The organism is Streptomyces sp. NPDC025721 (assembly GCF_055558595.1).
Genome location: NZ_JBVHMF010000002.1, coordinates 125,661 through 149,523 on the forward strand (window position 1 = coordinate 125,661; position 23,863 = coordinate 149,523).

Annotated in this window: 24 protein-coding genes and 1 pseudogene; 13 read left to right on the forward strand and 12 right to left on the reverse strand. The window is 72.1% G+C overall.

What is annotated here, in order from left to right:
- Positions 1–13: 13 nt before the first annotated feature.
- From ACZ4EF_RS04520 to ACZ4EF_RS04530, 3 genes and pseudogenes are all read right to left on the reverse strand, one after another.
- Positions 14–493: pseudogene (locus ACZ4EF_RS04520) on the reverse strand (NF041680 family putative transposase); the annotation flags it as partial.
- Between the two features lie 7 nt (positions 494–500).
- Positions 501–698: a hypothetical protein gene (locus ACZ4EF_RS04525; protein WP_467502747.1), complete on the reverse strand. Its 198-nt coding sequence runs from the start codon at positions 696–698 to the stop codon at positions 501–503.
- 517 nt (positions 699–1,215) lie between these two features.
- On the reverse strand, positions 1,216–2,241 hold the full coding sequence (locus ACZ4EF_RS04530; RefSeq protein WP_467502749.1) for a hypothetical protein: 1,026 nt from the start codon (positions 2,239–2,241) through the stop codon (positions 1,216–1,218).
- Positions 2,242–2,853: 612 nt separating this feature from the next.
- Between ACZ4EF_RS04530 and ACZ4EF_RS04535 the strand changes: the two genes are divergently transcribed.
- Genes ACZ4EF_RS04535 through ACZ4EF_RS04545 form a run of 3 tightly spaced genes read left to right on the forward strand, consistent with a single transcriptional unit; the run spans position 2,854 to position 5,169 of the window.
- Positions 2,854–3,210 carry a histidine triad nucleotide-binding protein gene (locus ACZ4EF_RS04535; RefSeq protein WP_355344491.1) on the forward strand — a complete coding sequence of 119 codons (357 nt, stop codon included), beginning with the start codon at positions 2,854–2,856 and terminating at the stop codon, positions 3,208–3,210.
- Positions 3,211–3,220: 10 nt separating this feature from the next.
- The gene (locus ACZ4EF_RS04540) at positions 3,221–4,126 is read left to right on the forward strand and encodes a ribonuclease Z (RefSeq protein ID WP_391160282.1); all 906 of its coding nucleotides are present in this window, start codon (positions 3,221–3,223) and stop codon (positions 4,124–4,126) included.
- A gap of 29 nt (positions 4,127–4,155) precedes the next feature.
- Positions 4,156–5,169, forward strand: a complete 1,014-nt coding sequence (locus ACZ4EF_RS04545; protein WP_355344496.1) for an adenosine deaminase — start codon at positions 4,156–4,158, stop codon at positions 5,167–5,169.
- Positions 5,170–5,183: 14 nt separating this feature from the next.
- On the opposite strand, the gene ACZ4EF_RS04550 is transcribed toward ACZ4EF_RS04545, so the two are convergent.
- Together ACZ4EF_RS04550 and ACZ4EF_RS04555 are read right to left on the reverse strand one after the other, a co-directional pair.
- Positions 5,184–5,984 carry an HAD family acid phosphatase gene (locus tag ACZ4EF_RS04550; RefSeq protein WP_401304435.1) on the reverse strand — a complete coding sequence of 267 codons (801 nt, stop codon included), beginning with the start codon at positions 5,982–5,984 and terminating at the stop codon, positions 5,184–5,186.
- 221 nt (positions 5,985–6,205) lie between these two features.
- Complete coding sequence (locus tag ACZ4EF_RS04555; RefSeq protein WP_467502753.1) at positions 6,206–7,519, reverse strand: family 4 glycosyl hydrolase; 1,314 nt, start codon at positions 7,517–7,519, stop codon at positions 6,206–6,208.
- Positions 7,520–7,672: 153 nt separating this feature from the next.
- Between ACZ4EF_RS04555 and ACZ4EF_RS04560 the strand changes: the two genes are divergently transcribed.
- From ACZ4EF_RS04560 to ACZ4EF_RS04575, 4 genes are all read left to right on the forward strand, one after another.
- Complete coding sequence (locus ACZ4EF_RS04560) at positions 7,673–8,803, forward strand: carbohydrate kinase family protein (RefSeq protein ID WP_401304429.1); 1,131 nt, start codon at positions 7,673–7,675, stop codon at positions 8,801–8,803.
- A 227-nt stretch (positions 8,804–9,030) separates the two neighbouring features.
- Entirely contained in the window at positions 9,031–10,074 is a 1,044-nt protein-coding gene (locus ACZ4EF_RS04565; protein WP_188280805.1) for a PhoH family protein, read from the forward strand.
- Between the two features lie 13 nt (positions 10,075–10,087).
- Complete coding sequence (ybeY, locus tag ACZ4EF_RS04570) at positions 10,088–10,582, forward strand: rRNA maturation RNase YbeY (RefSeq protein ID WP_355344834.1); 495 nt, start codon at positions 10,088–10,090, stop codon at positions 10,580–10,582.
- 19 nt (positions 10,583–10,601) lie between these two features.
- Positions 10,602–11,894, forward strand: coding sequence for a hemolysin family protein (locus ACZ4EF_RS04575; protein ID WP_391047492.1), 1,293 nt, complete (start codon positions 10,602–10,604; stop codon positions 11,892–11,894).
- 82 nt (positions 11,895–11,976) lie between these two features.
- Here ACZ4EF_RS04575 and ACZ4EF_RS04580 read toward each other — a convergent pair whose 3' ends face one another.
- Positions 11,977–12,873, reverse strand: a complete 897-nt coding sequence (locus ACZ4EF_RS04580) for a LysR family transcriptional regulator (RefSeq protein ID WP_355344509.1) — start codon at positions 12,871–12,873, stop codon at positions 11,977–11,979.
- A gap of 107 nt (positions 12,874–12,980) precedes the next feature.
- Here ACZ4EF_RS04580 and ACZ4EF_RS04585 point away from each other — a divergent pair, with 107 nt between their 5' ends.
- Positions 12,981–13,334 carry a YybH family protein gene (locus tag ACZ4EF_RS04585; RefSeq protein WP_402712303.1) on the forward strand — a complete coding sequence of 118 codons (354 nt, stop codon included), beginning with the start codon at positions 12,981–12,983 and terminating at the stop codon, positions 13,332–13,334.
- 11 nt (positions 13,335–13,345) lie between these two features.
- Here the strand turns inward: ACZ4EF_RS04585 and ACZ4EF_RS04590 are convergent, their stop codons facing one another.
- A complete protein-coding gene (locus ACZ4EF_RS04590; RefSeq protein ID WP_467502756.1) occupies positions 13,346–14,827 on the reverse strand; it encodes an MFS transporter in 1,482 nt (493 codons plus the stop codon).
- A gap of 163 nt (positions 14,828–14,990) precedes the next feature.
- Here ACZ4EF_RS04590 and ACZ4EF_RS04595 point away from each other — a divergent pair, with 163 nt between their 5' ends.
- Complete coding sequence (locus ACZ4EF_RS04595; protein WP_391047661.1) at positions 14,991–15,815, forward strand: helix-turn-helix transcriptional regulator; 825 nt, start codon at positions 14,991–14,993, stop codon at positions 15,813–15,815.
- Between the two features lie 174 nt (positions 15,816–15,989).
- Here ACZ4EF_RS04595 and ACZ4EF_RS04600 read toward each other — a convergent pair whose 3' ends face one another.
- On the reverse strand, positions 15,990–16,184 hold the full coding sequence (locus tag ACZ4EF_RS04600; RefSeq protein WP_355344517.1) for a hypothetical protein: 195 nt from the start codon (positions 16,182–16,184) through the stop codon (positions 15,990–15,992).
- Positions 16,185–16,323: 139 nt separating this feature from the next.
- Between ACZ4EF_RS04600 and ACZ4EF_RS04605 the strand changes: the two genes are divergently transcribed.
- Positions 16,324–16,674 (forward strand): cytidine deaminase, encoded by a 351-nt coding sequence (locus tag ACZ4EF_RS04605; protein ID WP_355344520.1) that lies wholly within the window; start codon positions 16,324–16,326, stop codon positions 16,672–16,674.
- A 68-nt stretch (positions 16,675–16,742) separates the two neighbouring features.
- Here the strand turns inward: ACZ4EF_RS04605 and ACZ4EF_RS04610 are convergent, their stop codons facing one another.
- Both ACZ4EF_RS04610 and ACZ4EF_RS04615 read right to left on the reverse strand, forming a co-directional pair.
- Positions 16,743–17,081: a P-II family nitrogen regulator gene (locus ACZ4EF_RS04610; protein WP_355344523.1), complete on the reverse strand. Its 339-nt coding sequence runs from the start codon at positions 17,079–17,081 to the stop codon at positions 16,743–16,745.
- Complete coding sequence (locus ACZ4EF_RS04615) at positions 17,078–18,403, reverse strand: ammonium transporter (RefSeq protein WP_391047480.1); 1,326 nt, start codon at positions 18,401–18,403, stop codon at positions 17,078–17,080. The genes ACZ4EF_RS04610 and ACZ4EF_RS04615 overlap by 4 nt, the downstream gene beginning before the upstream one ends.
- 212 nt (positions 18,404–18,615) lie before the next feature.
- On the opposite strand from ACZ4EF_RS04615, the gene era reads away from it, so the two are divergent.
- The gene (era, locus tag ACZ4EF_RS04620; RefSeq protein WP_355344525.1) at positions 18,616–19,557 is read left to right on the forward strand and encodes a GTPase Era; all 942 of its coding nucleotides are present in this window, start codon (positions 18,616–18,618) and stop codon (positions 19,555–19,557) included.
- A 47-nt stretch (positions 19,558–19,604) separates the two neighbouring features.
- On the opposite strand, the gene ACZ4EF_RS04625 is transcribed toward era, so the two are convergent.
- On the reverse strand, positions 19,605–20,648 hold the full coding sequence (locus tag ACZ4EF_RS04625) for an Lrp/AsnC family transcriptional regulator (RefSeq protein ID WP_467502759.1): 1,044 nt from the start codon (positions 20,646–20,648) through the stop codon (positions 19,605–19,607).
- Positions 20,649–20,825: 177 nt separating this feature from the next.
- On the opposite strand from ACZ4EF_RS04625, the gene ACZ4EF_RS04630 reads away from it, so the two are divergent.
- The gene (locus ACZ4EF_RS04630) at positions 20,826–22,301 is read left to right on the forward strand and encodes an MFS transporter (RefSeq protein WP_391160267.1); all 1,476 of its coding nucleotides are present in this window, start codon (positions 20,826–20,828) and stop codon (positions 22,299–22,301) included.
- A 300-nt stretch (positions 22,302–22,601) separates the two neighbouring features.
- Positions 22,602–23,417, forward strand: coding sequence for a transglycosylase SLT domain-containing protein (locus ACZ4EF_RS04635; RefSeq protein WP_355344534.1), 816 nt, complete (start codon positions 22,602–22,604; stop codon positions 23,415–23,417).
- 176 nt (positions 23,418–23,593) lie between these two features.
- On the opposite strand, the gene ACZ4EF_RS04640 is transcribed toward ACZ4EF_RS04635, so the two are convergent.
- Positions 23,594–23,857 carry a protealysin inhibitor emfourin gene (locus ACZ4EF_RS04640; RefSeq protein ID WP_401853658.1) on the reverse strand — a complete coding sequence of 88 codons (264 nt, stop codon included), beginning with the start codon at positions 23,855–23,857 and terminating at the stop codon, positions 23,594–23,596.
- Positions 23,858–23,863 lie beyond the last annotated feature (6 nt).

The window sequence follows — 23,863 nt, forward strand, 5'->3', positions numbered from 1 at the left end:
GTTGTACTCCGTCTCTGAGCTGATCGCGTTCGATGATGCTTTCGGGGCGTCTGGTGGTCTTGCCCACGTCGTAGCGGGTGGTGGGGTGCCGGGTTTTCGAGCCGGGTGGCCTGCCGGGGCCCGGCTGGCTTGGTTTGGGTGCATGCGCCGGGCAAGGCAGGTTCGGGCGGAGGTTCCTGAACCCCCGGCGGACTTGGGCCGGGGTGAGTCGGCCGGGCCCGGCGGGCTTCTCCCAGGGGTGGCGTAAGTCGGCGGCGGCCTCGCGCAGGAGGCGGATCTGGGTGTGGGCGGCGATGATCAGCCAGGTCCAGCGCTCCCCGGCCTCGGGGGTTCGCAGCTTCGGACGGGTCCACCCGAGGGTCTGATTGATCAGCCTGAGGAGGTGCTCGATGTCGAACCTCCTCAGGAACGCCTGCCAGCGCACGTCGACGTCCTCGCTGTCCAGGCCGGTGGCGGACGACCAGAGCCAGAGCGGGAGTGGGTCGCCTCCGCCGGTGGGATCAGCCGGGCTCCGGCGAGGTAGTGGTCAACACGTCGACCGGCGTGTTGAAGATGATCAGTCGCGTGAGGCTTCGCGAGAAGCTGGCTGTCCGCTTCCTTGGGAGCTTCGGCGGGTGATGCGCCTGGTCATGAGCGTGATCGCGGCTCAGGTGGTCAGCGATTCCGTCGGCCCCGACGACGGTGATCTCGGGACGCATGAGCCGCAGCCGAGAGAGAGGACTTCCTTGGCCGCGTTGCGGTCGGTCATGTCGGCCGGGGTGGCCATCACGAACACGGTTCCTTTCACGCCCCCAGGTTCGGGTCACACACCGCCGCGAGCAGTAGATCGCGTTCGAACGGCGATCCACCCCCACGACCCACGTCGCCCCGCACTCCACGCACTCAGCCCGGTCGGCCCCGCTCAACTCCGCGGCCACACGTTTCCGAAACCGCTGATCCTGCCGCCACTTCCTACCGCGGCAGGCCGACGAACGGAACCTCGTCCAAGCTGGAGCCACCGACGGCAACCGTCTCCCTCAGCCCCAGCCCAGGACCCAGAGCTACCCAAAACCGAGGCTCAGACACAAGCGCTCACCTGCGCGGAACTCCATGCGTCGGAGGTCACGTCCCTGCAGGTCAACAAATCTGTCGGGTGTCCGGGACCGCGAGCTTCGCGGACATCCTGCATCGCGGCATGCCCCCACGGTGACGCACCGGCAGCACACTGCGGGCGGGCTACGTCATCAACTCGATGTGCGGATGTTCGGCATTCGCCGTGCAGACGAACAGATGCTGCCGGTAGCCGCTGCCTATCTGGACCCCGGTCGCGTTGTAGCCGCGGTGGCCCGGGTACGGTCCGGCACCGGGGTGGGGGTGCGGAGACCAGCTGTTCCCGGCGTCGTCCCCTTCCTCGAACGTGGCGACGGTCATCAGGACCTCCATACGGGTACCGCACTCGGAGCAGCGTTCCGGGTCGGGGTCGGTGGAGTCCCAGGCGGGCCAGCCGCCGACCTTCCAGCCGGGTGCGTTGGACAGCGCGCAGTCGTAGTACGTGTCCGGGTCCATGTCCTCCTCCGCCGCCTGCGGCACGTCCCACTGCCTGATCCGCTCCCGCAGTTCTTCGCTCAGCTCCAGATGGTCGGGATACTCGGTGATCTGCTCCGGTTCGAGCACGCACGGCTCCGGCAGATAGCCGTCGAACTGCACTGCGGGCGGCTCGGGGGGCGTGTCGAGGACGTCGGTGACAGCGGCTGCCGAGCGCCAGACGAGCAGGGTCCTGGGCATGATCGGATGATCGAAGGGGCACCACAGCACCTGCAGAAGGTCCTTGCCCTCCGGCGGCCGCAGATCGGGCACGTCGCGTGCGTACAGTTGCGCGACGGGCAGCATCTCTATGGGGCCGTCGTACGACTGAACCGCCAGCCACACTGGACGCGTCCGAGGGGGCCGGATCCGTTCAAGGGCTTCCCGTTCCTCGGCGTTCAGGTCCCGGCCGTACGCGCCGGCGAAGATCCGGCGTTCCTGCCGCAGCTCCGCCGGGGACCGGACCGGGTTGACGCCGTCCACCACATGCGGTTCCTCGCAGTACGGCCACGGCTCGTCGGCGGGCCACAGCAGCGGCCCGCCGATCGAGCTGTCGTGCCGCGTCGGCGCACCGGGACGGGGGTGCAGGCGGGTCGTCGTGCGGGCCAGTTGGGCCAGTTCGGGAAAGACCGCGACAACGTCGATCGGCCGTGGCGGAGTGACGGGAGTGACATTCATGGCCGCAATCTTGCCAATCTCCTCTGACAATGGCCTTCGTGGCCCGCCCCACGAAGAGCTCCGGTACGGGCGCCACCCGGGAGAAGCCCTACCACCGGTCCGCCGCCGGAAGATGGCCCGCGAACAGGTCCACGATCGCCGCGTGGCTGTCCGTCCACGCGCGTGATTCGTCGCCACGTACCACTTCCATTCGGGTGCTATGAGATACCTTGGCGCGCCGCAAACCCGGCCGGGAGCTGCATCCACAGAGCTCGGGATCCCACCCACCCCCACCGGATTGTCGGGCGCCGACGTACCCGAGCCCGCCCACCCCCCTTCCCCGGCCACCCCCACCGGACAGGCGGACGCCGACGTACCGGGAGGGGACGGGCCGGGGTGCCCCCGCAGGGGGACGAACGGGCAGGGGCAGAAGCGGGCGCAGGTGGCCGCAGGTTCGTCGCCCGAGGAGGTGCCCCGGGCCGGGACCGACGAGGCACGGGCGGCACCCGCAGACGAAGAAAGCACCCGCACGGGTGGGCGGGCGGGCGGGAAAGACAAGCCGCACAGCGCCGACCCGCAAGCGGCGGATAGCATGCACACGACCCGTATCCGTACGAAAAGGGGGCCGCCACCATGGCGGGAGAGCCGCAGGCCAACTGCCTGTTCTGCAAGATCGTGGCCGGCGAAATCCCCGCGACGATCGTGCGTGAGACCGAGACCACCGTCGCCTTCCGCGACATCAGCCCCCAGGCCCCGACCCACGTCCTGGTGATCCCCCGCGTGCACTACCCGGACGGCGCCGCCCTGGCGGCGGCCGAACCCCTGGTGGCCGCCGACGTGCTGCGCGAGGCGGGCGAGGTCGCGGCGCAGGAGAAGGTCGACACGACGGGCTACCGGATCGTCTTCAACACCGGCCCCGGCGCCGGACAGACCGTCTTCCACGCGCACGCCCACGTGCTCGGCGGGCGCGACCTCCAGCGGCTGGTCTGAGGTCCGGCCTTTGTCGGTACGCGAACTGGTCGTCCTCGGCACCGCCAGCCAGGTGCCGACCCGGCACCGCAATCACAACGGGTACGTCCTGCGCTGGGACGGCGAGGCGATCCTCTTCGATCCCGGCGAGGGCACCCAGCGGCAGATGCTGCACGCGGGCGTCGCGGCGCACGACCTCACCCGGATCTGCGTCACGCACTTCCACGGCGACCACTCGCTGGGCCTGGCGGGTGTGCTCCAGCGGATCAGCCTCGACCGCGTCCCGCACCCGGTCACCGCGCACTACCCGGCCAGTGGGCAGCGCTTCTTCGAGCGGCTGCGGTACGCCACCGCCTACCACGAGGCCGCCGACCTGCGCGAGGCGCCGGTCGCGGCCGACGGGGTGCTCGCGACGACCCCCGCCTTCACGCTGGAGGCGCGCCGGCTCTCCCACCCGGTCGAGTCGTACGGCTACCGGCTCGTCGAACCCGACGGCCGCCGGATGCTCCCCGAGCGGCTGGCCGAGCACGGTGTCGCGGGTCCCGACATCGCCCGGCTGCAACGCGACGGCGGTCTCAACGGCGTCACGCTCGACCAGGTCAGCGAGGTGCGGCGCGGCCAGCGCTTCGCCTTCGTCATGGACACCCGGCTGTGCGACGGGGTCCACGCCCTCGCCGAGGGCTGCGACCTGCTGGTCATCGAGTCGACCTTCCTGGACGAGGACGCGGGACTGGCCGCCGACTACGGCCACCTGACGGCCGGTCAGGCCGCCGCCGTCGCACGGGACGCGGGCGTACGGCACCTCGTCCTCACCCACTTCTCGCAGCGCTACGGCGATCCGGCCGTCTTCGAGCGGCAGGCGAGGACGGCCGGTTACCAGGGCGAGCTGACCGTCGCCCACGACCTGATCCGCGTCCCGGTCCCGCGCCGCCGCTGAGCCCGAACCCCCTGAAAGCGAACCCCGCCATGCCCCCCATCCCCAAGGCCGAACTGCACCTGCACATCGAGGGCACCCTGGAGCCCGAGCTGGCCTTCGAGCTCGCCGCGCGCAACCGGGTCGCGCTGCCGTACCCGACGGCCCAGGCGCTGCGGCAGGCGTACTCCTTCACCGACCTCCAGTCCTTCCTCGACCTGTACTACGCGCTGATGGCCGTCCTGCGCACCGAGGAGGACTTCGCCGAGCTGATGGGCGCGTATCTGGCGCGGGCGGCGGAGCAGGGCGTACGGCACGCGGAGGTGTTCTTCGACCCGCAGGCGCACATCGCGCGCGGGGTGCCGATCGGGACGGTCGTGGAGGGCCTGGCCGGGGCGCTGGAGCGCGAGGGGCGGCGGCACGGGATCAGCGGCGGCCTGATCATGTGCTTCCTGCGGGACGAGTCCGAGCGGTCGGCGCTGGACACCTTCGAGGCGGCGCGCCCGTACTTCGGCTCGGGCGCCGGCCCCGGCCTCATCACCGGCGTCGGCCTGGACTCGGCGGAGGTCGGGCACCCGCCCGCGAAGTTCCGCGAGGTGTACGAGCGGGCTGCGGCGGCCGGGCTGCGGCGGGTCGCGCACGCGGGGGAGGAGGGGCCGCCCGCGTACATCGGCGAGGCCCTCGACGTGCTGGGCGTGGAGCGGATCGACCACGGCATCCGCTGCCTTGAGGACCCGGCGCTGGTGGCCAGGCTGGTCCGCGAACAGGTGCCGCTGACGGTCTGCCCGCTGTCCAACGTCCGCCTGCGCTGCGTCGGTTCACTGGCCGCCCACCCGCTGCCGCGCATGCTCGCGGAGGGCCTGCGCGTCACCGTCAACTCCGACGACCCCGCCTACTTCGGCGGCTACGCGGACGACAACTTCGCGGCGGTGCGCGCCGCCCTCGCTCTCACCGAGGAGGACGAGCGCACCCTGGCCCGCAATTCGTTCCTCGCCGCCTTCCTCGACCACGACGAGCCGCGCAGGGCGGCGTGCCTGGCCGAGGTGGAGGCGTACGCGTTCGGCTGACGCCTCTTCGCGTCCTACGGCAGGAAGTACATCGGGTTCGGCAGCTTGAAGGACTTGTCCGCGTAGCCGCCGGTCAGGTCGCTGTACTGGTCGCCGAAGTTGCCGACGATGTTGTAGCCGAGCGACTCGATGTGCTTGCGGGTACCGGACTTGTACTCGATGGTCGTGCACGTCGAGCCGCACGGCAGGTACGACGGCGGGCTGGCCGCGTTCTTCAGGTAGAGGTGCGCGGCGTCGGCGGCCGGCTTGTAGCCGACGGCGGCCAGATTCCGTACGGTGTCGGCGCGTTGGGCCTCCGGGCGGCCGGTGACCCAGAAGACCGTGATGCCCTGGTCCGCCGCCCAGTTGGTCAGCTTCTCCATGCCGAAGACGGCGTCCATGTTCTTGTTCGCGATGTACGCCGAGTTGCTGGCGGGCGTGTAGGCGAAGCCCACCTCCAGCTCGTAGTTGTACGTGTTCAGGCTGGTGTCGTCGACGTCCAGCACGATGGCGGGCTTGGCCGCGTGGCCGCCGTGGCCTCCGTGGCCGACCTCGTGGGCCAGATACTGCTTGGCCTTGGCCTCGATGCCCGCGACCTGCTTGGCGTAGTTGCTGCTCGGCGACGCGAAGTGCTCGCCCGAGGCGTCCACGGTGTCGCCGTAGTACGCCTTGATCTCACTGACCACGTCGGTGAGGTTGGGGATCTGCTTGTCGCTGCGCGGCACGGAATCGTGGGCGCCGGCGACGCCGACTCCGTAGACCGTGGCGCCCAGCGACGCCGCGACCACGGCGACGGCCAAGGTGCGGGTGCGGGCGGAGAGTCGGGCTCGGGGCATGACGGTGCTCCTTCAACGCTCGGTTGGTGCCGGTGAACCTAGACCCGTCGATCCTGGCTGGTCAAGGGAGGTCTACGCGCGTGGCACCGAGTGCGGGGTCCGTCAACTCGTTTCCCTTGAGTTAACCCGCAGTTCAGAGGCCGTTGCGCCGGGCGGGCCGTTGCGCCGGGCGGCCCGGATCGGCCGGGCGGCCCGGATGGGGCCGGCCGGGCGCCCGCCCGTCAGCGTCGGCCGTCGTCGGGGAGCGCCGCCGCCAGGATTCGCGCCGCGACCGCCGGGGAGTCCACCAGCGGGTGCAGCGCGAGCGCCCGCAGCGCGGCCCGGCGCGAACCGGTGGCCGCCGCCTCGATCGCCGCCCGCTCCACGGCCTTCAGCTCCAGCATCAGCCCCGCCTGGTGCTCGTCCGGCGCCGCCACCGGCAGCGGCCTCGCCCCGAACGCCCCGACCTCGCACGGCACTTCGACCACGGCCTCCGGGTCGAGGAACGGCACCGCCCCGCCGCCCGGCACATTGAGGATCAGCGTCGTCCGCTCGTCCCGCGCGATGGCCCGCATCAGCGCGAGCGCCACCCGGTCGTAACCGCCGCCGTCCAGATCGTGCGGGTCGCGCTCCCAACCGCCGGACGCGGCACGGCTGTCCGCCATGTACGTCTCCTCGCGCTCCAGCCGGGTCCGCTCCCACAACTCCTGCGCCCGGCCCGGCTGTTCATCGGCCGCGACGAAGAACGCGCCCTGCTGCCGGTCCAGGAACTCACCGCGCGTGGCGTCCGCGGCGCGCACCGCGGCCAGCGACTCGCGCCGGAAGTAGTAGTAGTGCAGATACTCGTTGGGCAGCGAGCCCAGCGCGCCCAGCCACTCGGGGCCGAAGAGCCGGCCCTCCTCGAAGGTGCCGAGCGCCGCCGGGTCGGCCAGCAGGCCCGGCAGCAGGTCCGTACCGTCGACCGTCAACTTCCGCAGCCAGCCGAGGTGGTTGAGGCCCACGTAGTCGTAGCCGAAGCCCGGTCCGTCCGGGTCCGCGCCCGCCGCCCGCGCGGCCCGCCGCACCAGCCCCACCGGCGAGTCGCAGATCCCGATCACCCGCGGGCCCAGCACCCGGCTCATCGCCTCGGTCACCATCCCGGCCGGATTCGTGAAGTTGATGACCCACGCGTCCGGCGCCACCGCCTTGACCCGTTCCGCCACCGCCGTCGCGACCGGCAGCGTCCGCAGCCCGTACAGCACCCCGCCCGCGCCGACCGTCTCCTGGCCCAGCACGCCCTCGGCCAGCGGCGCCCGCTCGTCCGAGACGCGGCCCGCGGTGCCGCCGACGCGGATCGCCGAGAAGACGAACCGCGCTCCGCGCAGGGCGTCGTCCAGGTCCGTCGTCGCCCGCACCGGCGGGCCGCCCGGCATCGTCGCCAGCACCGCCGTGATCACCCGCAGCCGCCGCGGGTCCGTGTCGTACAGCACGACGTCACTGACCGTGGGGTCGTCGAGCAGGGCTCGGTACACGAGGGGGACGCGGAAGCCGCCGCCTCCCAGAATCGTCAGGCGCATGCGCGGTGACCTTCCGTCCTGCCTGGCTGATGTCGTCCCCCGGATCTTCCCCCGGCGGGGGCTCGCCGCGCCCACCGGCCCCGCGGTGCGGCAACCGACATCAGGTGGCGGTACGTGCAGCCCCGGGCGCGGACGCCGTGGCACAGTGACGGGATGGACGACATGCCCGTTCTCGACCCCCTCGGCACGCTCCGCGCGGCGGGCGACCCGGCGACCGACGTCTACCTGACCGGCACCGTGTTCCTGGACATCATCTTCACGGGACTGGACAGCGCGCCCGTACGCGGCACCGAGTCGTGGGCGCGGGGGATGGGTTCGAGCCCCGGCGGGATCGCGAACATGGCGACGGCGCTGGCGAGGCTCGGGCTGCGGACGACGCTGGCGGCGGCGTTCGGGGACGACGTGTACGGCGACTACTGCTGGGACAGCCTGTCGTCGGGCGAGGGCATCGACCTGAAGCCGTCGCGGCGCATCCCCGGCTGGCACTCGCCGGTGACGGTGTCGATGGCGTACGAGGGCGAGCGGACGATGGTCAGCCACGGGCACGAGGCGCCGCCCGCGCAGGAGTCGGTGCCCGCCTGCCCGCCGCCCGCGCGGGCGGCGGTGGCGTCGCTCGGGCACCACGGCAGGGCGGGCGACCAGGAGCGGGACCAGGAGTGGATCGGGGCCGCCGCCGCCTCGGGGACGAAGGTCTTCGCGGACGTCGGCTGGGACGAGACCGGCCGCTGGGACCCGGCAGACCTGGATGGGCTACGGCACTGCGCCGCGTTTCTGCCGAACGCCGAGGAGGCCATGCGGTACACCCGGACGGCCTGCCCGCGCGAGGCCGCCAGGGCCCTGGCCGAACGGGTGCCGCTCGCCGTGGTGACCCTCGGCTCCGAGGGCGCCTTCGCCGTGGACTCCGGCAGCGGAGAGACGGCCGAGGTGCCCGCCCTGATCGTGGAGGCCCTGGACCCCACGGGCGCGGGCGACGTCTTCGTCGCCGGATTCGTGACCGGCACGCTCGCCGCCTGGCCGCTGGCCGACCGGCTGGCCTTCGCGTCGCTGTGCGCGGCGCTGTCCGTGCAGGAGTTCGGCGGCTCGCTGTCCGCGCCCGGCTGGGCCGAGATCGCCGCCTGGTGGCAGCAGACGAAGGCGCGGGCGCGGGCCGCCGCGGACCCGGGCCCCTGCGACCCCGCCTCCCCGCTCGGCCGCTACGCCTTCCTCGACGCCCTGCTGCCCACCGACCCCCGGCCCTGGCCGCTGCGCCGCGCGGTCCCCACCGTCGGCTTCCGCCCCGCCTGAGCCCCGGTCCGCGAGCCGCTCCCCGCGCCCCGCGGGCCGTTCCCCGGCCCCCGCCCGGACCCTCGCCCGCGCTCCTGCCCACGCGGCTCCCCGTGCCCCTTCCGCCGCGGGCACACCGCCAAATCCCCTCGGCGGGCGCGGCGCGGCGTCGTACGCTTGGAACCCCCAGGCCCCTCCGGGCCTGCCGATCAGCAGAAAGCGGGATGAGCAGGCCCTAGCGCCGGCCCATGACTCAGACACCGACCAAGCAGCAGCCGCAGCCGCCGCAGCAGGCGCGCGCCCACTTCGTCGTACCGGCCAAGCACCCCATGGTGACCGTCCTGGGATCGGGAGACGCTCTCCTCCGCGTGATCGAGCAGGCGTTCCCGGCCGTCGACATCCACGTCCGAGGCAACGAGATCAGCGCCGTCGGCGAAGCCCCCGAGGTGGCCCTGGTCCAGCGGCTCTTCGACGAGATGATGCTGGTGCTGCGCACCGGCCAGCCGATGACCGAGGACGGGGTGGAACGCTCCATCGCCATGCTCAGGGCCAACGGCACGGCGGTCGACCCGGACGCGGAGACGCCCGCCCAAGTCCTCACGCAGAACATCCTGTCCAGCCGCGGCCGCACGATCCGCCCCAAGACGCTCAACCAGAAGCGGTACGTGGACGCGATCGACACCCACACCATCGTCTTCGGCATCGGCCCCGCGGGCACCGGCAAGACCTACCTGGCCATGGCCAAGGCCGTCCAGGCCCTCCAGTCCAAGCAGGTCAGCCGGATCATCCTCACCCGCCCCGCGGTCGAGGCCGGCGAACGCCTCGGCTTCCTGCCCGGCACCCTCTACGAGAAGATCGACCCGTACCTGCGCCCGCTCTACGACGCCCTGCACGACATGCTCGACGCCGACTCCATCCCCCGCCTGATGGCAGCGGGCACGATCGAGGTCGCCCCGCTGGCATACATGCGCGGTCGCACGCTCAATGACGCGTTCATCATCCTCGACGAGGCGCAGAACACCAGCGCCGAGCAGATGAAGATGTTCCTCACCCGGCTCGGCTTCGACTCGAAGATCGTCATCACCGGTGACGTGACGCAGGTCGACCTGCCGAACGGGACGAAGAGCGGGCTGCGGCAGATCCAGGACATCCTCACCGATATCGAGGACATCCACTTCTCCCGGCTGACGAGCACGGACGTGGTGCGCCATAAGCTGGTCGGACGCATCGTGGACGCCTACGAGCGCTACGACGACAGCATCGCCGGCGCGACCGGTGCCAACGGAAAGTAACCACTTCACCATCATGGCGATCGACGTCAACAACGAGTCCGGCTGGGAGATCGACGAGCGGGCGGTCCTGGACGCCGCCCGCTACGCCCTTCAGCGCATGCGAATCCACCCGCTCTCCGAACTGTCGGTGATCGTGGTGGACGCCGACGCCATGGAGCAGCTCCACATGCAGTGGATGGACCTGCCGGGGCCGACGGATGTCATGTCCTTCCCGATGGACGAGCTGCGTCCGGGGAAAGAGGACGAGGAGCCGTCGCAGGGGCTGCTCGGCGACATCGTGCTCTGCCCCGAGGTCGCCAAGAAGCAGGCGGAGGAGGCGCCGACGAAGCACTCCATGGACGAGGAGCTGCAACTGCTCACCGTCCACGGCGTCCTCCACCTGCTGGGCTACGACCACGAGGAAGCCGACGAGAAGGCCGAGATGTTCGGTCTGCAGAAGGCCATTCTGGACGGCTGGCGCGACGAGCAAGGGGCCGAGGGCCCGTCGCCCGCGCCCACCACCCACTGACGCCGACGGTGACTTCCGCATGATCGTCTCCGCTGTTGTCCTGGTCGTCGTCGCCTGGCTCGCCGCCTGCGCCGAGACCGCCATCGCCCGCGTGTCCCGCTTCCGCGCCGAGGACGCGCTGCGTTCCGGCCGCAAGGGCGCCGCCAATCTGCTGGCCGTGGCCTCCGACCCGACCCGTTACCTCAATGTCGCCCTGCTGCTGCGGGTCGGCTGCGAGACGGCCGCGGCCGTCCTGATCACCGTCGTGTGCGACCGGCACTTCGACAGCACCTGGGAAGTCCTCGCCGTCGCGATCGGCGTCATGGTGCTCGTGTCGTACGTGGCCGTCGGCGTCTCGCCGCGCACCATCGGCCGCCAGCACCCGATGAACACCGCGACCGCCGCCTCGTACGTCCTGCTGCCGCTGGCCCGCGTCATGGGCCCGGTGCCGGGGCTGCTGATCCTGCTGGGCAACGCGGTGACGCCCGGCAAGGGCTTCAAGCGCGGCCCGTTCGCGAGCGAGGCCGAGCTGCGCGCGATGGTGGACCTCGCGGAGTCCGAGTCGCTGATCGAGGACGAGGAGCGCCGCATGGTGCACTCGGTCTTCGAACTGGGCGACACCATCGTCCGCGAGGTGATGGTGCCGCGGCCCGAACTGGTCATGATCGAACGGTTCAAGACGATCCGTCAGGCCATGACGCTGGCGCTGCGCAGCGGCTTCTCCCGTATCCCGGTGACCGGGGAGAGCGAGGACGACGTCGTCGGCTTCGTCTACCTCAAGGACCTGGCGCGCCGGGTGCACATCAACCGGGAGTCGGAGTCCGAGCCGGTCTCGACGCTGATCAGGCCCGCGTCCTTCGTGCCCGACACCAAGAACGCCGGGGACCTGCTGCGCGAGATGCAGCAGGAGCGCAACCACGTGGCCGTGGTGATCGACGAGTACGGCGGGACCGCCGGGATCGTCACCATCGAGGACATCCTGGAGGAGATCGTCGGCGAGATCACCGACGAGTACGACCGCGAGACGCCCCCGGTCGAGGAGTTGGGCGAGGGCTCGTACCGCGTCACGGCCCGCCTGGACATCGGCGACCTCGGTGACCTGTACGGGGTGGAACTCGACGACGACGACGTCGAGACGGTGGGCGGGCTGCTCGCCAAGTCCCTCGGCCGGGTCCCGATCCCCGGTGCCACCACGGTGGTGCCGCTGCCGGAGGACGGGTCGGGCGACCGCGGTACGGCCGCGCTGCGGCTGACGGCCGAGGCGCCCGCGGGCCGCCGCAACCGTATCCACACCGTCCGGGTCGACCCGGTCGCGGAGGTCCCGGCCTCCTGAGATCCCCGGGCTCCTGAGATCCCCGGGCTCCTGAAACCCCCGGCCTCCTGAGACCCCCGGGCTCCTGAGGACGGTCGGCCGGTCAGGGGCGGGTGCGCTCGGCGAGGAAGCGGCGGGCGTGGGCGAGGAACGCCTTGGCGGCGGGGGACGCGCCCGCGTGCTCCCGCCAGGCCAGCGCCAGCCGGGAGCGGACCGCGGGCCGGGTCAGCGGCAGGACGCGCAGGCCGGGGCGTGAGGCGGCGAGACCGGCCGGCAGGAGCGCGACGCCGAGGCCGCGCTCCGCGAGGGCGGCGAGGACTTCCGGGTTGCCCGCCTCGAAGGCGATCCGGGGCGTGAAGCCCGCCGCCGCGCACGCGGTGTCGACGGCGGCCCGCAGCCCGGTGCCGGTGGGCAGGACGATCAGGGGCCGCCCGTCGAGCGCCTTGACGGGCATGGTCCGGCGCCCGGCCAGCGGGTCGCCGGGCGCGACGGCCGCCACCAGCGCGTCGTCGATGACCGTCTGCGTCCCGATGCCCTCGGGCGGTTCCCCGGCGATCCCGGCGAAGGCCAGGTCGTAGCGCCCGTCGCGCAGCCCGGCCAGCAGCCGGTCCGAGGTGTCCTCGCCGAGCGTGATCTCCACGCCCGGATACGCGTCGTGGAAACCGGCGAGCATCCCCGGCACGTCCATGTCGGCGCCCAGCGAGGTGACGGTGCCGATCGCGACCCGGCCGCGTACCAGCCCGGTCAGCTCCTGCGCCGCCAGCCGCGCCCCGGCGACGGCGTCGAGCGCGGCCCGCGCGTACGGCAGCACCGCGCGCCCGGCCTCGGTGAGCCGCACGGTACGGCCCGAGCGGTCGAACAGCGGCTGCCCCAGCTCCCGTTCGAGCTGTCTGACCTGCGCGCTGATCCCCGGCTGCGCCACGTGCAAGGCGGTCGCCGCCCGGGTGAATCCCGCCTCGTCGGCCACCGTCACGAAGTATTCGAGCTGCCGCAGTTCCATAACCGGACATGCTAGCTCGCAGAAGATCCAGATCTTGGACTTATGGACGGGGGCCGTCGAGAATGGACAGCGGGGGAACCGAGGAGCACACGAGGGAGCGCCACACCATGACCGAGAACCGCGCTTACGCCACCCACCCGGAGGACATCGCCCGGCTGTTCGTGGAGCGGGTCAACTCCGGTGACCTGGAAGGGATTCTGGAGCTCTTCGAACCGGACGCGGTGGTCGCCTTCCCGATCGACCGCCCGTCGCGGGGCACGGCGGCGCTGCGCGAGCTGTACGCGGGGCTGCTCGCCGCCAAGCCGGTCTTCGAGGTCGAGGAGCCGCTGCCCACCTTGATCAGCGGTGACCTCGCGCTGACCTCCACCCGCCCGAAGGACGGCACGGGCGGCCGGGTCCAGGTCGCCCGCCGCCAGCCGGACGGCCGCTGGCTGCGCGTCCTGGACCGCCCGGAGAGCTGAGCCCTGGCCGCTCAGACGCCGGCGGTACGGCCGCGGCCGAGCCCCACCGCGACCATGACCGCCACCGCGAGCAGCACGGCCGCGTCCACCGCCAGCGCCAGGTGGATACCGGACAGCAGGTGCGCCCGGCTGGACGCCAGCGCGGAGAGCAGCGGGATGCCGACCGTCAGACCGATCTGCTGACTGCTCGTCACTAGTCCGGTGGCCAGGCCCTGTTCGTGGTCCGGCAGCCCGGACGTCGCGGTGATCCCGTACGAGACGATCACCCACAGGTGGCCGACGCACGCCAGCGTGACCCCGGCCATCGCCAGCCACGTGCCGGAGGAGCCGGGGCCGAGCAGGACCAGCACGGCGGTCAGCGCGCCCTGCACGACCAGACCGGCCAGCAGCGTGCCGCGGGTGCCGATCCGGCCGATCACCCGCGCCGCGGTCATCCCCGTGACGGCCGCGGCCACGCCCTGGACACCGAAGACCAGGCCGGTGCGGAACGCCGACAGGCCGCGGATCTCCTGGAGGTAGAGGGTGAGCAGGAAGACCACCGTGCTCATCATCGAGAAGGTGGCGAGCCCGGCCAGATTGCCCCAGGCCACCGTGCGTCGGCGCAGCATCGGCAGCGACACCAGCGGCTCGGCGGCCCGCGACTCCACCGCCACGAAGGCGGCCAGCAGCGCGACGCCCAGCACCAGGGCGGCGATCACGTCGGCGCCGCCGAAGCCGCGCTGCGCGGCCGTGGACAGCGCGTAGATCACCGCGAGCAGCCCGCCGGTCACGGTGACCGCGCCGGGTACGTCGATCCGCGGGCGGCGCGGGTGCCGCGACTCGGTGAGCAGCGCGGGCGCGGCGGCCAGGACGAGGACCCCCGCGGCGGCCAGCAGCGCCATCGTGGACCGCCAGCCGAAGGCGTCGGTGAGCGTGCCGCCCATCACCATGCCGATGGTGAAGCCCAGCGACAGCAGCGTGCCGCTGATCCCCAACGCCCTTTCCCGCAGCGGCCCTTCGGGGAAGGTCGTGGTCAGCAGCGACATGCCGGTTGGCACCACGGCCGCCGCGCCCAGGCCCTGCACGGCCCGCGCGGCCAGGAAGGCCGCCGGGTTCCAGGCGAGGGTGGCCAGCAGTGAGGCGGCGGCGAAGACCGCGAGACCGGTCAGGAACAGCCGGCGCCGCCCGTACAGGTCGGCGATCCGGCCGAAGAGCAGCAGGAATCCGCCGGACGGAAGCGCGAAGGCGGTCACCGCCCACTGGAGATTGGCCCTGCTCATACCGAGGTCGGAGCCGAGGACGGGCAGCGACACGTTCAGGATGGAGAAGTCCAGGGAGATCATGAACTGGGCGGCGCAGAGCACGAGGAGCACCAGCTTGGCGCGGATGCCGAGGTGTGGGGGAGCCGGGGCGCGCAGGGCGCCCGTCGTGCCCGAGGCGGGGCCCGAGGCGGGGCCCGTGCCGGGGCCCGAGGCGGACGTGCTCGAAGGGGACGCGGTGGTGTCGGTTGCCATGCGACCACCTTCCGGCGATCCACGGGCCGGTGGGGAGCCGCCCTTTATGCTGGTGGCCGGACCACCAGCCAGGCCGCAGGCCGAGGGGGAGCGAGTGGAACAGACCGTGTCCGCGCCGTTGTCGTCGAAGCCGCACCGCCGCCGGGAACTGCGGGACTTCCTGATGGCCCGCAGGGCCCGGATCTCGCCCGCGCAGGCCGGACTCCCGGACGGCGGCGCCCGGCGCCGCACACCGGGGCTGCGCCGCGAGGAGGTCGCCGTGCTGGCCGGGGTCGGCGCGTCCTGGTACCAGTGGCTCGAACAGGGACGCGACATCACCGTCTCCCCGCAGGTCCTCGACGCGGTCGCGCGCGTGCTGCGCCTGACCGGTCCGGAGCGGCGCCATCTGTACGTGCTCGCCGGGCTCAATCCGCCGCTGCCGGAAGCGGTGCCCGACGCCGACTTCTGCGAGGGGCTCTACCGGCTGATCGAGTCCTGGTCGCCGTTCCCCGCGCACATCATGGACGCCTACTGGAACATCCTGGCGTTCAACGAGCCGGCCCGGCAGACCTTCGCCTTCACCGCGCGCGACACCAACTGCCTGGTCAGCTTCTTCACCGACCCCGTCTACCGGGGCCGCGCCGACCGGCACGCGACGCTGGCGGCGACCATCGTCGCCCAGTACCGTGCCGCCGCCTCGGAGTACCCGGACGACGAGGGCTTCCACCGGATCGTCTCCGAACTGGCGGCGGTCAGCACGGAGTTCGCCGAGCTGTGGGCGCTCGGCGACGTCCAGCCCAGCGGCCAGCTCATTAAGGAGCTGAGCCACCCGCTCGTGGGCGACCTCCACTTCGAGAGCACCCAACTGCGCATCCCGGCCCGCCCCGACCTCACCATCGTGATGCACAATCCGCTGCCGGACACCGACACCGCCGCCAAGCTCCAGTGGCTGGCGTCACCGGAGCAGCGGCGCGGGTCGTTCCGCTCGGTGGACGAGCGGGCGAGCTGACCGCGGGGGCCTGAGGATTTCCGGGCCCGCGGGTCCCCCGGACGGGTCCGGATCGCCGGGGTCTCGGGACCTCGGCTCTCAGGCACTCGGGCTCTCGGGACCTCGGGCACTCAGGCACTCAGGCTCTCGGGCTCTCGGGCTCTCGGGACCTCAGGCACTCAGGCTCTCGGGACCTCAGGTGCCGAAGGTGCCGATCATCGAGACCAGGTTGGCGCTGGCCGCCTGGATCGACGTGGCCAGGCTCGTGTCCGCCAGATAGAACCCGAAGGCACCGCAGACGAGAGCGTGGGTCGCCTTCATCGAGCCCTTCCGCTTCAGGAAGAAGGCCGCGACGGCGAGGACGATGACGAAGGGCAGGTGCAGAAGCATCGAATCACCTCAGACGAGGAGGACTGCACGACCCACGCTAAGGGCGGTTCGCTGTCCGCGCATCTTCGGCCACCCAGGGTGACGACACCGGGAGCCACCTCCGCGAAGGCGCGTGCGGGGCGGCGGATAAGGTCGGCGCATGAGCGATGCGACCGTGGACCCGGAAGACCGGAAACTCATCACGTTGGCCCGGTCGGTCCGTGCCCGTAACGGCGCGCCGGAAGGCGCGGCGGTACGGGACGAGATGGGCCGGACCTATGTGGCGGGCCCCGTGGCGCTGGCGTCGCTGAATCTCAGCGCGCTCCAGACGGCGGTGGCGATGGCGGTGGCGAGCGGGGCGACCTCGCTGGAGGCGGCCGTCGTGGTCACGGCGGAGACCGCCGCCGCGGACCGGGACCGCGCCGTCGTCGGGGACCTGGGCGGCCCGGCCACGCCGGTGATCCTCGCGGCCCCGGACGGCACGGTCCGAAGCACGGTCACCGCGGGCTAGGAGTCGAAGGGGCCGTTCGTGATCCGCCGGACAGGCCCTGGGGCCTGTCCGGCGCGGCGGGACGCACCCTAGAGCGCGTCGGGTCCGCGCTCCCCGGTCCTGACCCGTACGGCCGTCTCGACCGGCACCGCCCACACCTTGCCGTCACCGATCTTGCCGGTGCGGGCCGCGGCCACGAGCGTCTCGATGACGGCCTCGACGTCGGCGTCCTCGACCAGCACCTCCACCCGGGCCTTGGGGACGAGGTCGACCCGGTACTCGGCGCCGCGGTAGACCTCGGTGTGGCCGCGCTGGCGCCCGTAGCCGCTGGCCTCGGTGACGGTGAGGCCGTGCACGCCCATCTCCTGGAGTGCGGTCTTCACGTCGTCCAGTTTGAACGGCTTGATGACCGCGGTGACCAGCTTCATCCGAGGGTGCTCCTGTCCGGGACGTGAGCAGCGGCCTTGTGCGCGGGGAGCGACGTGCCGTGCGTCAGTACGCCGTGATCGTAGGCGGTCTCGGCGTGCACGGTCAGGTCGAGGCCGGTCCGTTCCTCCTCCTCGCTCGCCCGGAAGCCCATCAGCCGGTCGATCGCCCGCCCGATGCCGTACGTCACGGCGAAGGCGTACGCCCCGACCGCCGCGACCGCGACGGCCTGTCTGCCGAGCTGGCCGAGGCCGCCGCCGTACAGCAGGCCCTCGGGGCCGCCGGTCATGGTGGCGGTGGCGAGCAGGCCGATGAGCAGGGTGCCGACCACGCCGCCGACGAGGTGGACGCCGACCACGTCGAGCGAATCGTCCACGCCCCAGCGGAACTTCCAGCTCACGGCGTACGAGCAGAGCACCCCGGCGCAGAGCCCGACGACCAGCGCGCCCACCATGTCGACGCTGCCGCAGGACGGGGTGATGGCGACGAGACCGGCGACCGCGCCGGACGCGGCGCCCAGGGTGGTGGCGTGCCCGTCCCTGCGCTTCTCGACCAGCAGCCAGCCGAGCAGCCCGGCGCAGCCCGCCGCCTGGGTGTTGACGAAGGCGGCGGCGGCCAGGCCGTTGGCGCCGAGCGCGGACCCGGCGTTGAAGCCGAACCAGCCGAACCAGAGCAGGCCCGCGCCGAGCAGCACCAGCGGCAGATTGTGCGGGCGCATCGAGTCCTTGCGGAAGCCGAGCCGGGGCCCGAGCACGATCGCCAGCGCGAGCCCGGAGGAGCCCGAGCACACCTCCACGACGGTGCCGCCCGCGAAGTCCAGCGCGCCCAGTTCGCCGACGATCCACCCGCCGGTGCCGAACACCCAGTGCGCGACGGGTACGTATACGGCCAGCGTCCACACCAGGACGAACACCACCCACGCTCCGAACCGCGCGCGGTCCGCGACGGCGCCGCTGATCAGCGCGGCGGTGACGATCGCGAAGGTGAGCTGGAAGGCGGCGAAGAGCAGGGTCGGCACATGGCCGGTGACGGTCGTCGGGGTGATGCCGTGCATCCCGAGGTGGTCCAGGCCGCCGATCAGGCCGAGGCCGCCCGCGTCGGGGCCGAAGGCGAGGGTGTAACCGGCGGTCAGCCAGACCACGGTGACCAGCGCGATCGACACGAAGCTCATCATGAACATGTTGAGGACGCTCTTGCTGCGGACCATGCCGCCGTAGAAGAGCGCGAGGCCGGGGGTCATCAGCAGGACCAGCGCGGTGGCGGCCAGCAGCCAGGCGGTGTCGCCCGCGTCGACCGCGGGTTGACCGGCGGACAGGAGCAGCACGGGGAAGTCCCTTCCATGGACGGCTGGGGAAGAGCGTCACGGGCGCGTATTTCCGGTTGTGGGCATACGTGTTTCCGCCGTGTTTCGTGTTGCGCGAGGGTTTCCGGCGGATCACCGTGCCGTCACCCGCGGGCCGCCGGAGAAGGGCCCCGGCGGGTGCCGTACGGGCGGGGGCGGGCTCAGGCACCCCCGTCTTCGGGGAGAATGGGCGCATGAGCGCTCGTACCCAGCCCGCAGACACCCCGCACCGGTCCGGTTTCGCCTGTTTCGTCGGCCGCCCCAACGCCGGGAAGTCCACCCTCACGAACGCTCTGGTCGGCCAGAAGGTGGCGATCACCTCCAACCGGCCGCAGACCACCCGGCACACCGTGCGCGGCATCGTGCACCGGCCGGACGCCCAGCTCGTGCTGGTCGACACCCCGGGGCTGCACAAGCCGCGCACGCTGCTCGGCGAGCGGCTCAACGACGTGGTGCGCACCACCTGGTCGGAGGTCGACGTGATCGGCTTCTGCCTGCCCGCCGACCAGAAGCTCGGCCCCGGCGACACCTTCATCGCGCGCGAGCTGGCCGGGATCAAGAAGACGCCGAAGGTCGCCATCGTCACCAAGACCGACCTGGTCGACGGACAGACGCTGCGCGAGCAGCTGCTCGCCGTGGACAAGCTCGGCCGCGACATCGGCATCGAGTGGGCCGAGATCGTGCCGGTCTCCGCGACCGGCGGCGACCAGGTCGAGCTGCTGGCCGACCTGCTGGTGCCGCTGCTGCCGGAGGGCCCGCTGCTCTACCCCGAGGGCGACCTCACCGACGAGCCCGAGCAGGTCATGGTCGCCGAGCTGATCCGCGAGGCCGCGCTCGAAGGCGTACGCGACGAACTGCCGCACTCCATCGCGGTCGTCGTCGAGGAGATGCTGCCGCGCGAGGGCCGCCCAGAGAACCGGCCGCTGCTCGACATCCACGCCAACCTCTACATCGAGCGGCCCAGCCAGAAGGGCATCATCATCGGCCCCAAGGGCGCCCGCCTGAAGGAGGTCGGCATGAAGTCCCGCACCCAGATCGAGGCCCTGCTGGGCACCCCGGTCTTCCTCGACCTCCATGTGAAGGTCGCCAAGGACTGGCAGCGCGACCCGAAGCAGCTCCGCAAGCTCGGCTTCTGACCCGCGGCCGGCTCGCGGTTCGCCGACCGTAGGCCGCCCGCGGCGGGTCAGGTGCGGTCGGCGTCCGCCAGGCGGGTCCTGGCGCTGGGGGCGGGCAGGGGGCTCGCGCCCTTGATCGTGCGGTGCAGGGGCGAGGTCTCGGTGCGCCGGATGCCGGGCAGTTCGGCGACGGGCCCGGTCAGATAGCGGTAGAGCGCGCTGGCGTCCTGGCAGTTCACGGAGGCGTAGACGTTGGCCGTGCCGGTGGTCGCCGCCGCGAAGGCGATCTCGTGGTGGGCGGCGAGCGCCGCCCCCACCTCGGCCAGACGGGCGGGCTCGACCTCCAGCCACAGCCCCGTCCGCAGCGCGGGCTGGAGCGCGCGCCGGTCGAAGTCCAGGTCGTAGTAGAGGACCCCGGCCGCCCGCAGCTCCGACATGCGCCGCCGTACCGTCGTCTGCGACCAGCCGGTGACCTCGGCCAGTTCGGCGGCGGGCGTCCGGCCGTCCACCGCGAGCGCGTCGAGCAGCGGCTGGTCGTCGGGGGCCAGCGGATACGGCGCCGTGCTCTCCGGGGCCGGGGCCTGCGCGTCCGCCACGACCAGCGCCCGCGCCTCGTCCGGGCTCAGCCAGCCCGCCTTGGTCACCGGGCTCAGATCCTGCCCGAAGAAGACGTGCAGCATCGCCTGCGCGGTCACCTGCACCACGCGCGGTGTGCGCGGCAGCTTCTGGAGCAGCAGCGAGTCGTCCCCCTGGGGGAGCGCGGCCTGCACCAGGCAGAAGATCTCGGTGCCGCCCGAGATGAGGCTGACCCAGCGGGTGTCGGTACGCCGGGCCAGCGCCTCGCTGACCGAGGCCGCCGCGTCCGGGGTGCACCGCACCCGTACGAACCACGGCGTCACACCGATCCGGTGCGGGTCGGTCAGGCCCACCACCCGCAGCAGTCCGCTGGAGCGGAGGCGGCCGTAGCGGCGGGCCACGGTCTGGTCGGAGACGCCGAGCACGTCGCCGATCCGGCGGAACGGCGCCCGGCCGTCGATCTGGAGGGCGTGCACGACCCGGTGGTCCAGCTCGTCGAGTCCCTCCAGCATGTCCCATGTCGTGTCGGATTCCATCGGGCAAAGCTAGAGGATGTCGGATTCCGCCGCCAAGGTGTCGCTGACTGTGGCGCGGACCGGGCGTCACGGATCGTGGGAACCGCTGCACCCCACGATCCGCACGATCCGCCGGACTCGCGGACCCCATGAGGTCCGCCAGGCCCGCGAGGTCCGCTCCCGAACGGAGTTCCACCCATGCGCAAATGGCTGCCCCTCGTGGCGATCTGCCTGGGCGCCTTCATCCTGCTGGTCGACGTCACCATCGTGAACGTCGCCCTGCCGAGCATGGCGTCCGACCTCGACGCGTCCTTCACCTCCTTGCAGTGGGTGATGGACATCTACGCGCTCGCCCTCGCCGCCCTGCTGATGGTGGCGGGCTCGCTCGCCGACCTCTTCGGACACCGGCGGATCTACGCGGCCGGGCTCGTCGTCTTCGCCCTCGCCTCGCTGGCGGCGGCCCTGTCGCCGAACACCGCCGCGCTGATCACCGCGCGGGCCGTGCAGGGCGTGGGCGGCGCCGCGATGTTCGCCACCTCGGCCGCGCTGGTGTCCGCGACCTACCACGGCCGCGACCGCGGCACCGCCTTCGGCGTCTGGGGCGCGGTCAACGGCGCCGCCGCCGCTGCCGGGCCCATCCTCGGCGGCCTGCTGACCCAGGGCTTCGGCTGGCAGGCGATCTTCCTGGTCAACCTGCCGATCGCGGTCGTCGCCGTCGCGCTCACCCTGAAGGTGCTGCCCGCCGGGCGGCGCGGCGCCGGACGCCTGGACCTGCCGGGCGCCGCCGCCTTCACCCTCGCGGCGGCCTCGCTCACGTACGCGCTGATCCGCGGCGGCGAGCACGGCTGGACCGAGTCGCTGACCCTGACCGCCTTCGCGGTCGCCGCCCTGGCCGTCGTCGGCTTCGTCGTCGCCGAGGCCAGGTCCGCGCACCCCATGCTCGACCTGGCGCTGCTGCGCCGCGCCAGCTTCTCCGGCCTGCTCGGCGGCGCCCTGCTCTACCAGGCGGCGGCCTTCAGCGGCCTGGTCTACCTCTCGCTGTGGCTCCAGAACGTCCTCGGCCTCAGCCCGATCCGCGGCGGTTTGGCCCTGATGCCGCTGGCCGGGGCGTCCTTCCTGGCAGCCGCCGTCGCGGGCCGGCACATGCACCGCGTCGCGCCCCGGCTGCCGATCGCCGGCGGTCTCGTCCTGATCGCGGCGGGCTGCGCGGTGCTGTGGCTGTCCGTGCACGCCTCGTCCGGGCAGTCCGCCCTCTTCGCGGGCCTGGCGGTCGTCGGTGTGGGCGCGGGGCTGGCCACCCCGGTCCTGGTCTCGGCCGCCGTGGAGGCCGTGCCCCCGCAGCGCGCGGGCATGGCGGGCGCCGCCGTCAACACCTTCCGCCAGCTCGGAATGACGCTCGGCATCGCGGTATTCGGCGCCGTCTTCACCTCGCGGCTGCGCGACACGACCGCGGGCGGCGGCTCACTGCGGGCCGGATACGCCTCGGGCCTGGACCGCATTTCCCTTTACGCGGCGGTCGCCGCGCTGGCCGGAGCCGTGCTCGTCCTGGCCACGCTCCGCCCCGCCGCTGCCGCCTCTGCTCCCGCTCCGGCCGCTGACGGTGACGCCTCGGCCGAGGCTGAGGGAAAGCCCCAGGTCAGCGCGGTGGAGGAGGTCGCCACCGGCCTGAAATGACGGCTGGCGACCGCTTCATCCGATTCACCCCCTTTTGAGTGACCGGCGCCACATATGACGGACACACAAAGTGCCCCCTCTTTCACGCATCGCGACAGAGGGGGCACCCCCTTGTGATCCCCTCGATAGGACGCAGGTCACATACGAAGCCGCTTAGTACACCGCGCCTCCCGTATTGACGGGAAAACGCCTCCTCCCGACCCCGTCTACGAATGCAATCCGTAGACGGGGTCTTTGACCTCTGAATTGCCCGCCTCTAACAATTCACTGGTCCGCTACGGAGGAAGAGGTAATTCCCGAATGCAGCTCCCCACGATCCCGAAGAAGCTCCCTACGTTCACCGCGTTCAACCGGATGCCGAAGAAGCACAAGATCACGGCCGCCGGCGCTGTCGCCGCTGCCGCGGTCGTGCTGACCGTGACCGGTCTGGAAGCGACCGCAGGTGCCGGTTCGGCGACCGCGGCGAGCAACCCGGCCGGGTTCTCGGTCTCCACCGGTACGCAGGTCAAGGACCTGAACGCGCAGACCGGCCTCGCGTCGCAGAAGTCCATCAGGGACGCCGCGCAGAAGAAGACCGACCAGGCCAACGCGGCGAAGAAGGCCGAGGCCGCCAAGCAGGCCGACGCCGCGAAGAAGAAGGCGGACGCCGAGGCCGCCAAGAAGAAGGCCGCGGCCGACGCCGCCGACCGCGCGAAGCAGAAGTCCGCCGCGAACCGCTCGACCAAGCGCGCTCCCGTCGCCGCGCCGAAGAAGGCCGCCGCCGCCACGCCCGTGAAGGCCGCCGCCAAGTCCTACTCGAACAACCTCGACGGCTGGATCAAGCAGTCGCTGGACATCCTGCACTCCAAGGGAATTCCCGCCAGCTACAACGGGATTCACAAGAACATCATCCGTGAGTCCAGCGGTAACCCGAAGGCCATCAACAACTGGGACATCAATGCCCGGAACGGCATTCCCTCCAAGGGCCTGCTCCAGGTGATCGACCCGACCTTCAAGACCTACCACGTGTCCGGTACTTCGTGGGACATCTACGACCCAGTCGCCAACATCACCGCCGCCTGCAACTACGCGGCCGACCGCTACGGCTCGATGGACAACGTGAATTCCGCGTACTGATCGCGCACTTCACCACCCACCGCACCCCGGAAGGGCGGCGAGGCCCCACGGCCCCGCCGCCCTTCCGGCGTCAGCGGCGCCCGCCGGTCCGGCCGGCCAGGTGTCCCGGCGCCCCGACGCCCGTGAGAAGCAGCGGGTCGGTCACCGGGATTTCCAGGTCTTCGGACGGGGGCGGCCTACGCGCCCTCGCCCAGGACCGCCTCGATCAATTCGCGTTGGGCGGGGGTCAGGTGGGGGTCGGCGCAGTGGGCGGTGCGGCCGTCGGCGGTGATGGCGTAGGTGAAGCCGTCGGGGACCGGGGGGCCCGAGGGCGGGGGAGCGGCCAGGACGGCCTCGGCCAGGGAGGTGAGGCGGGCCGCGTCGGGGCGGCCCGCCGTGTCGAGGGCGGCGTGGCGGGGGATGCCCGCGAAGCCGCCGGAGCGGACCACCTCGATACGCATGGGCTG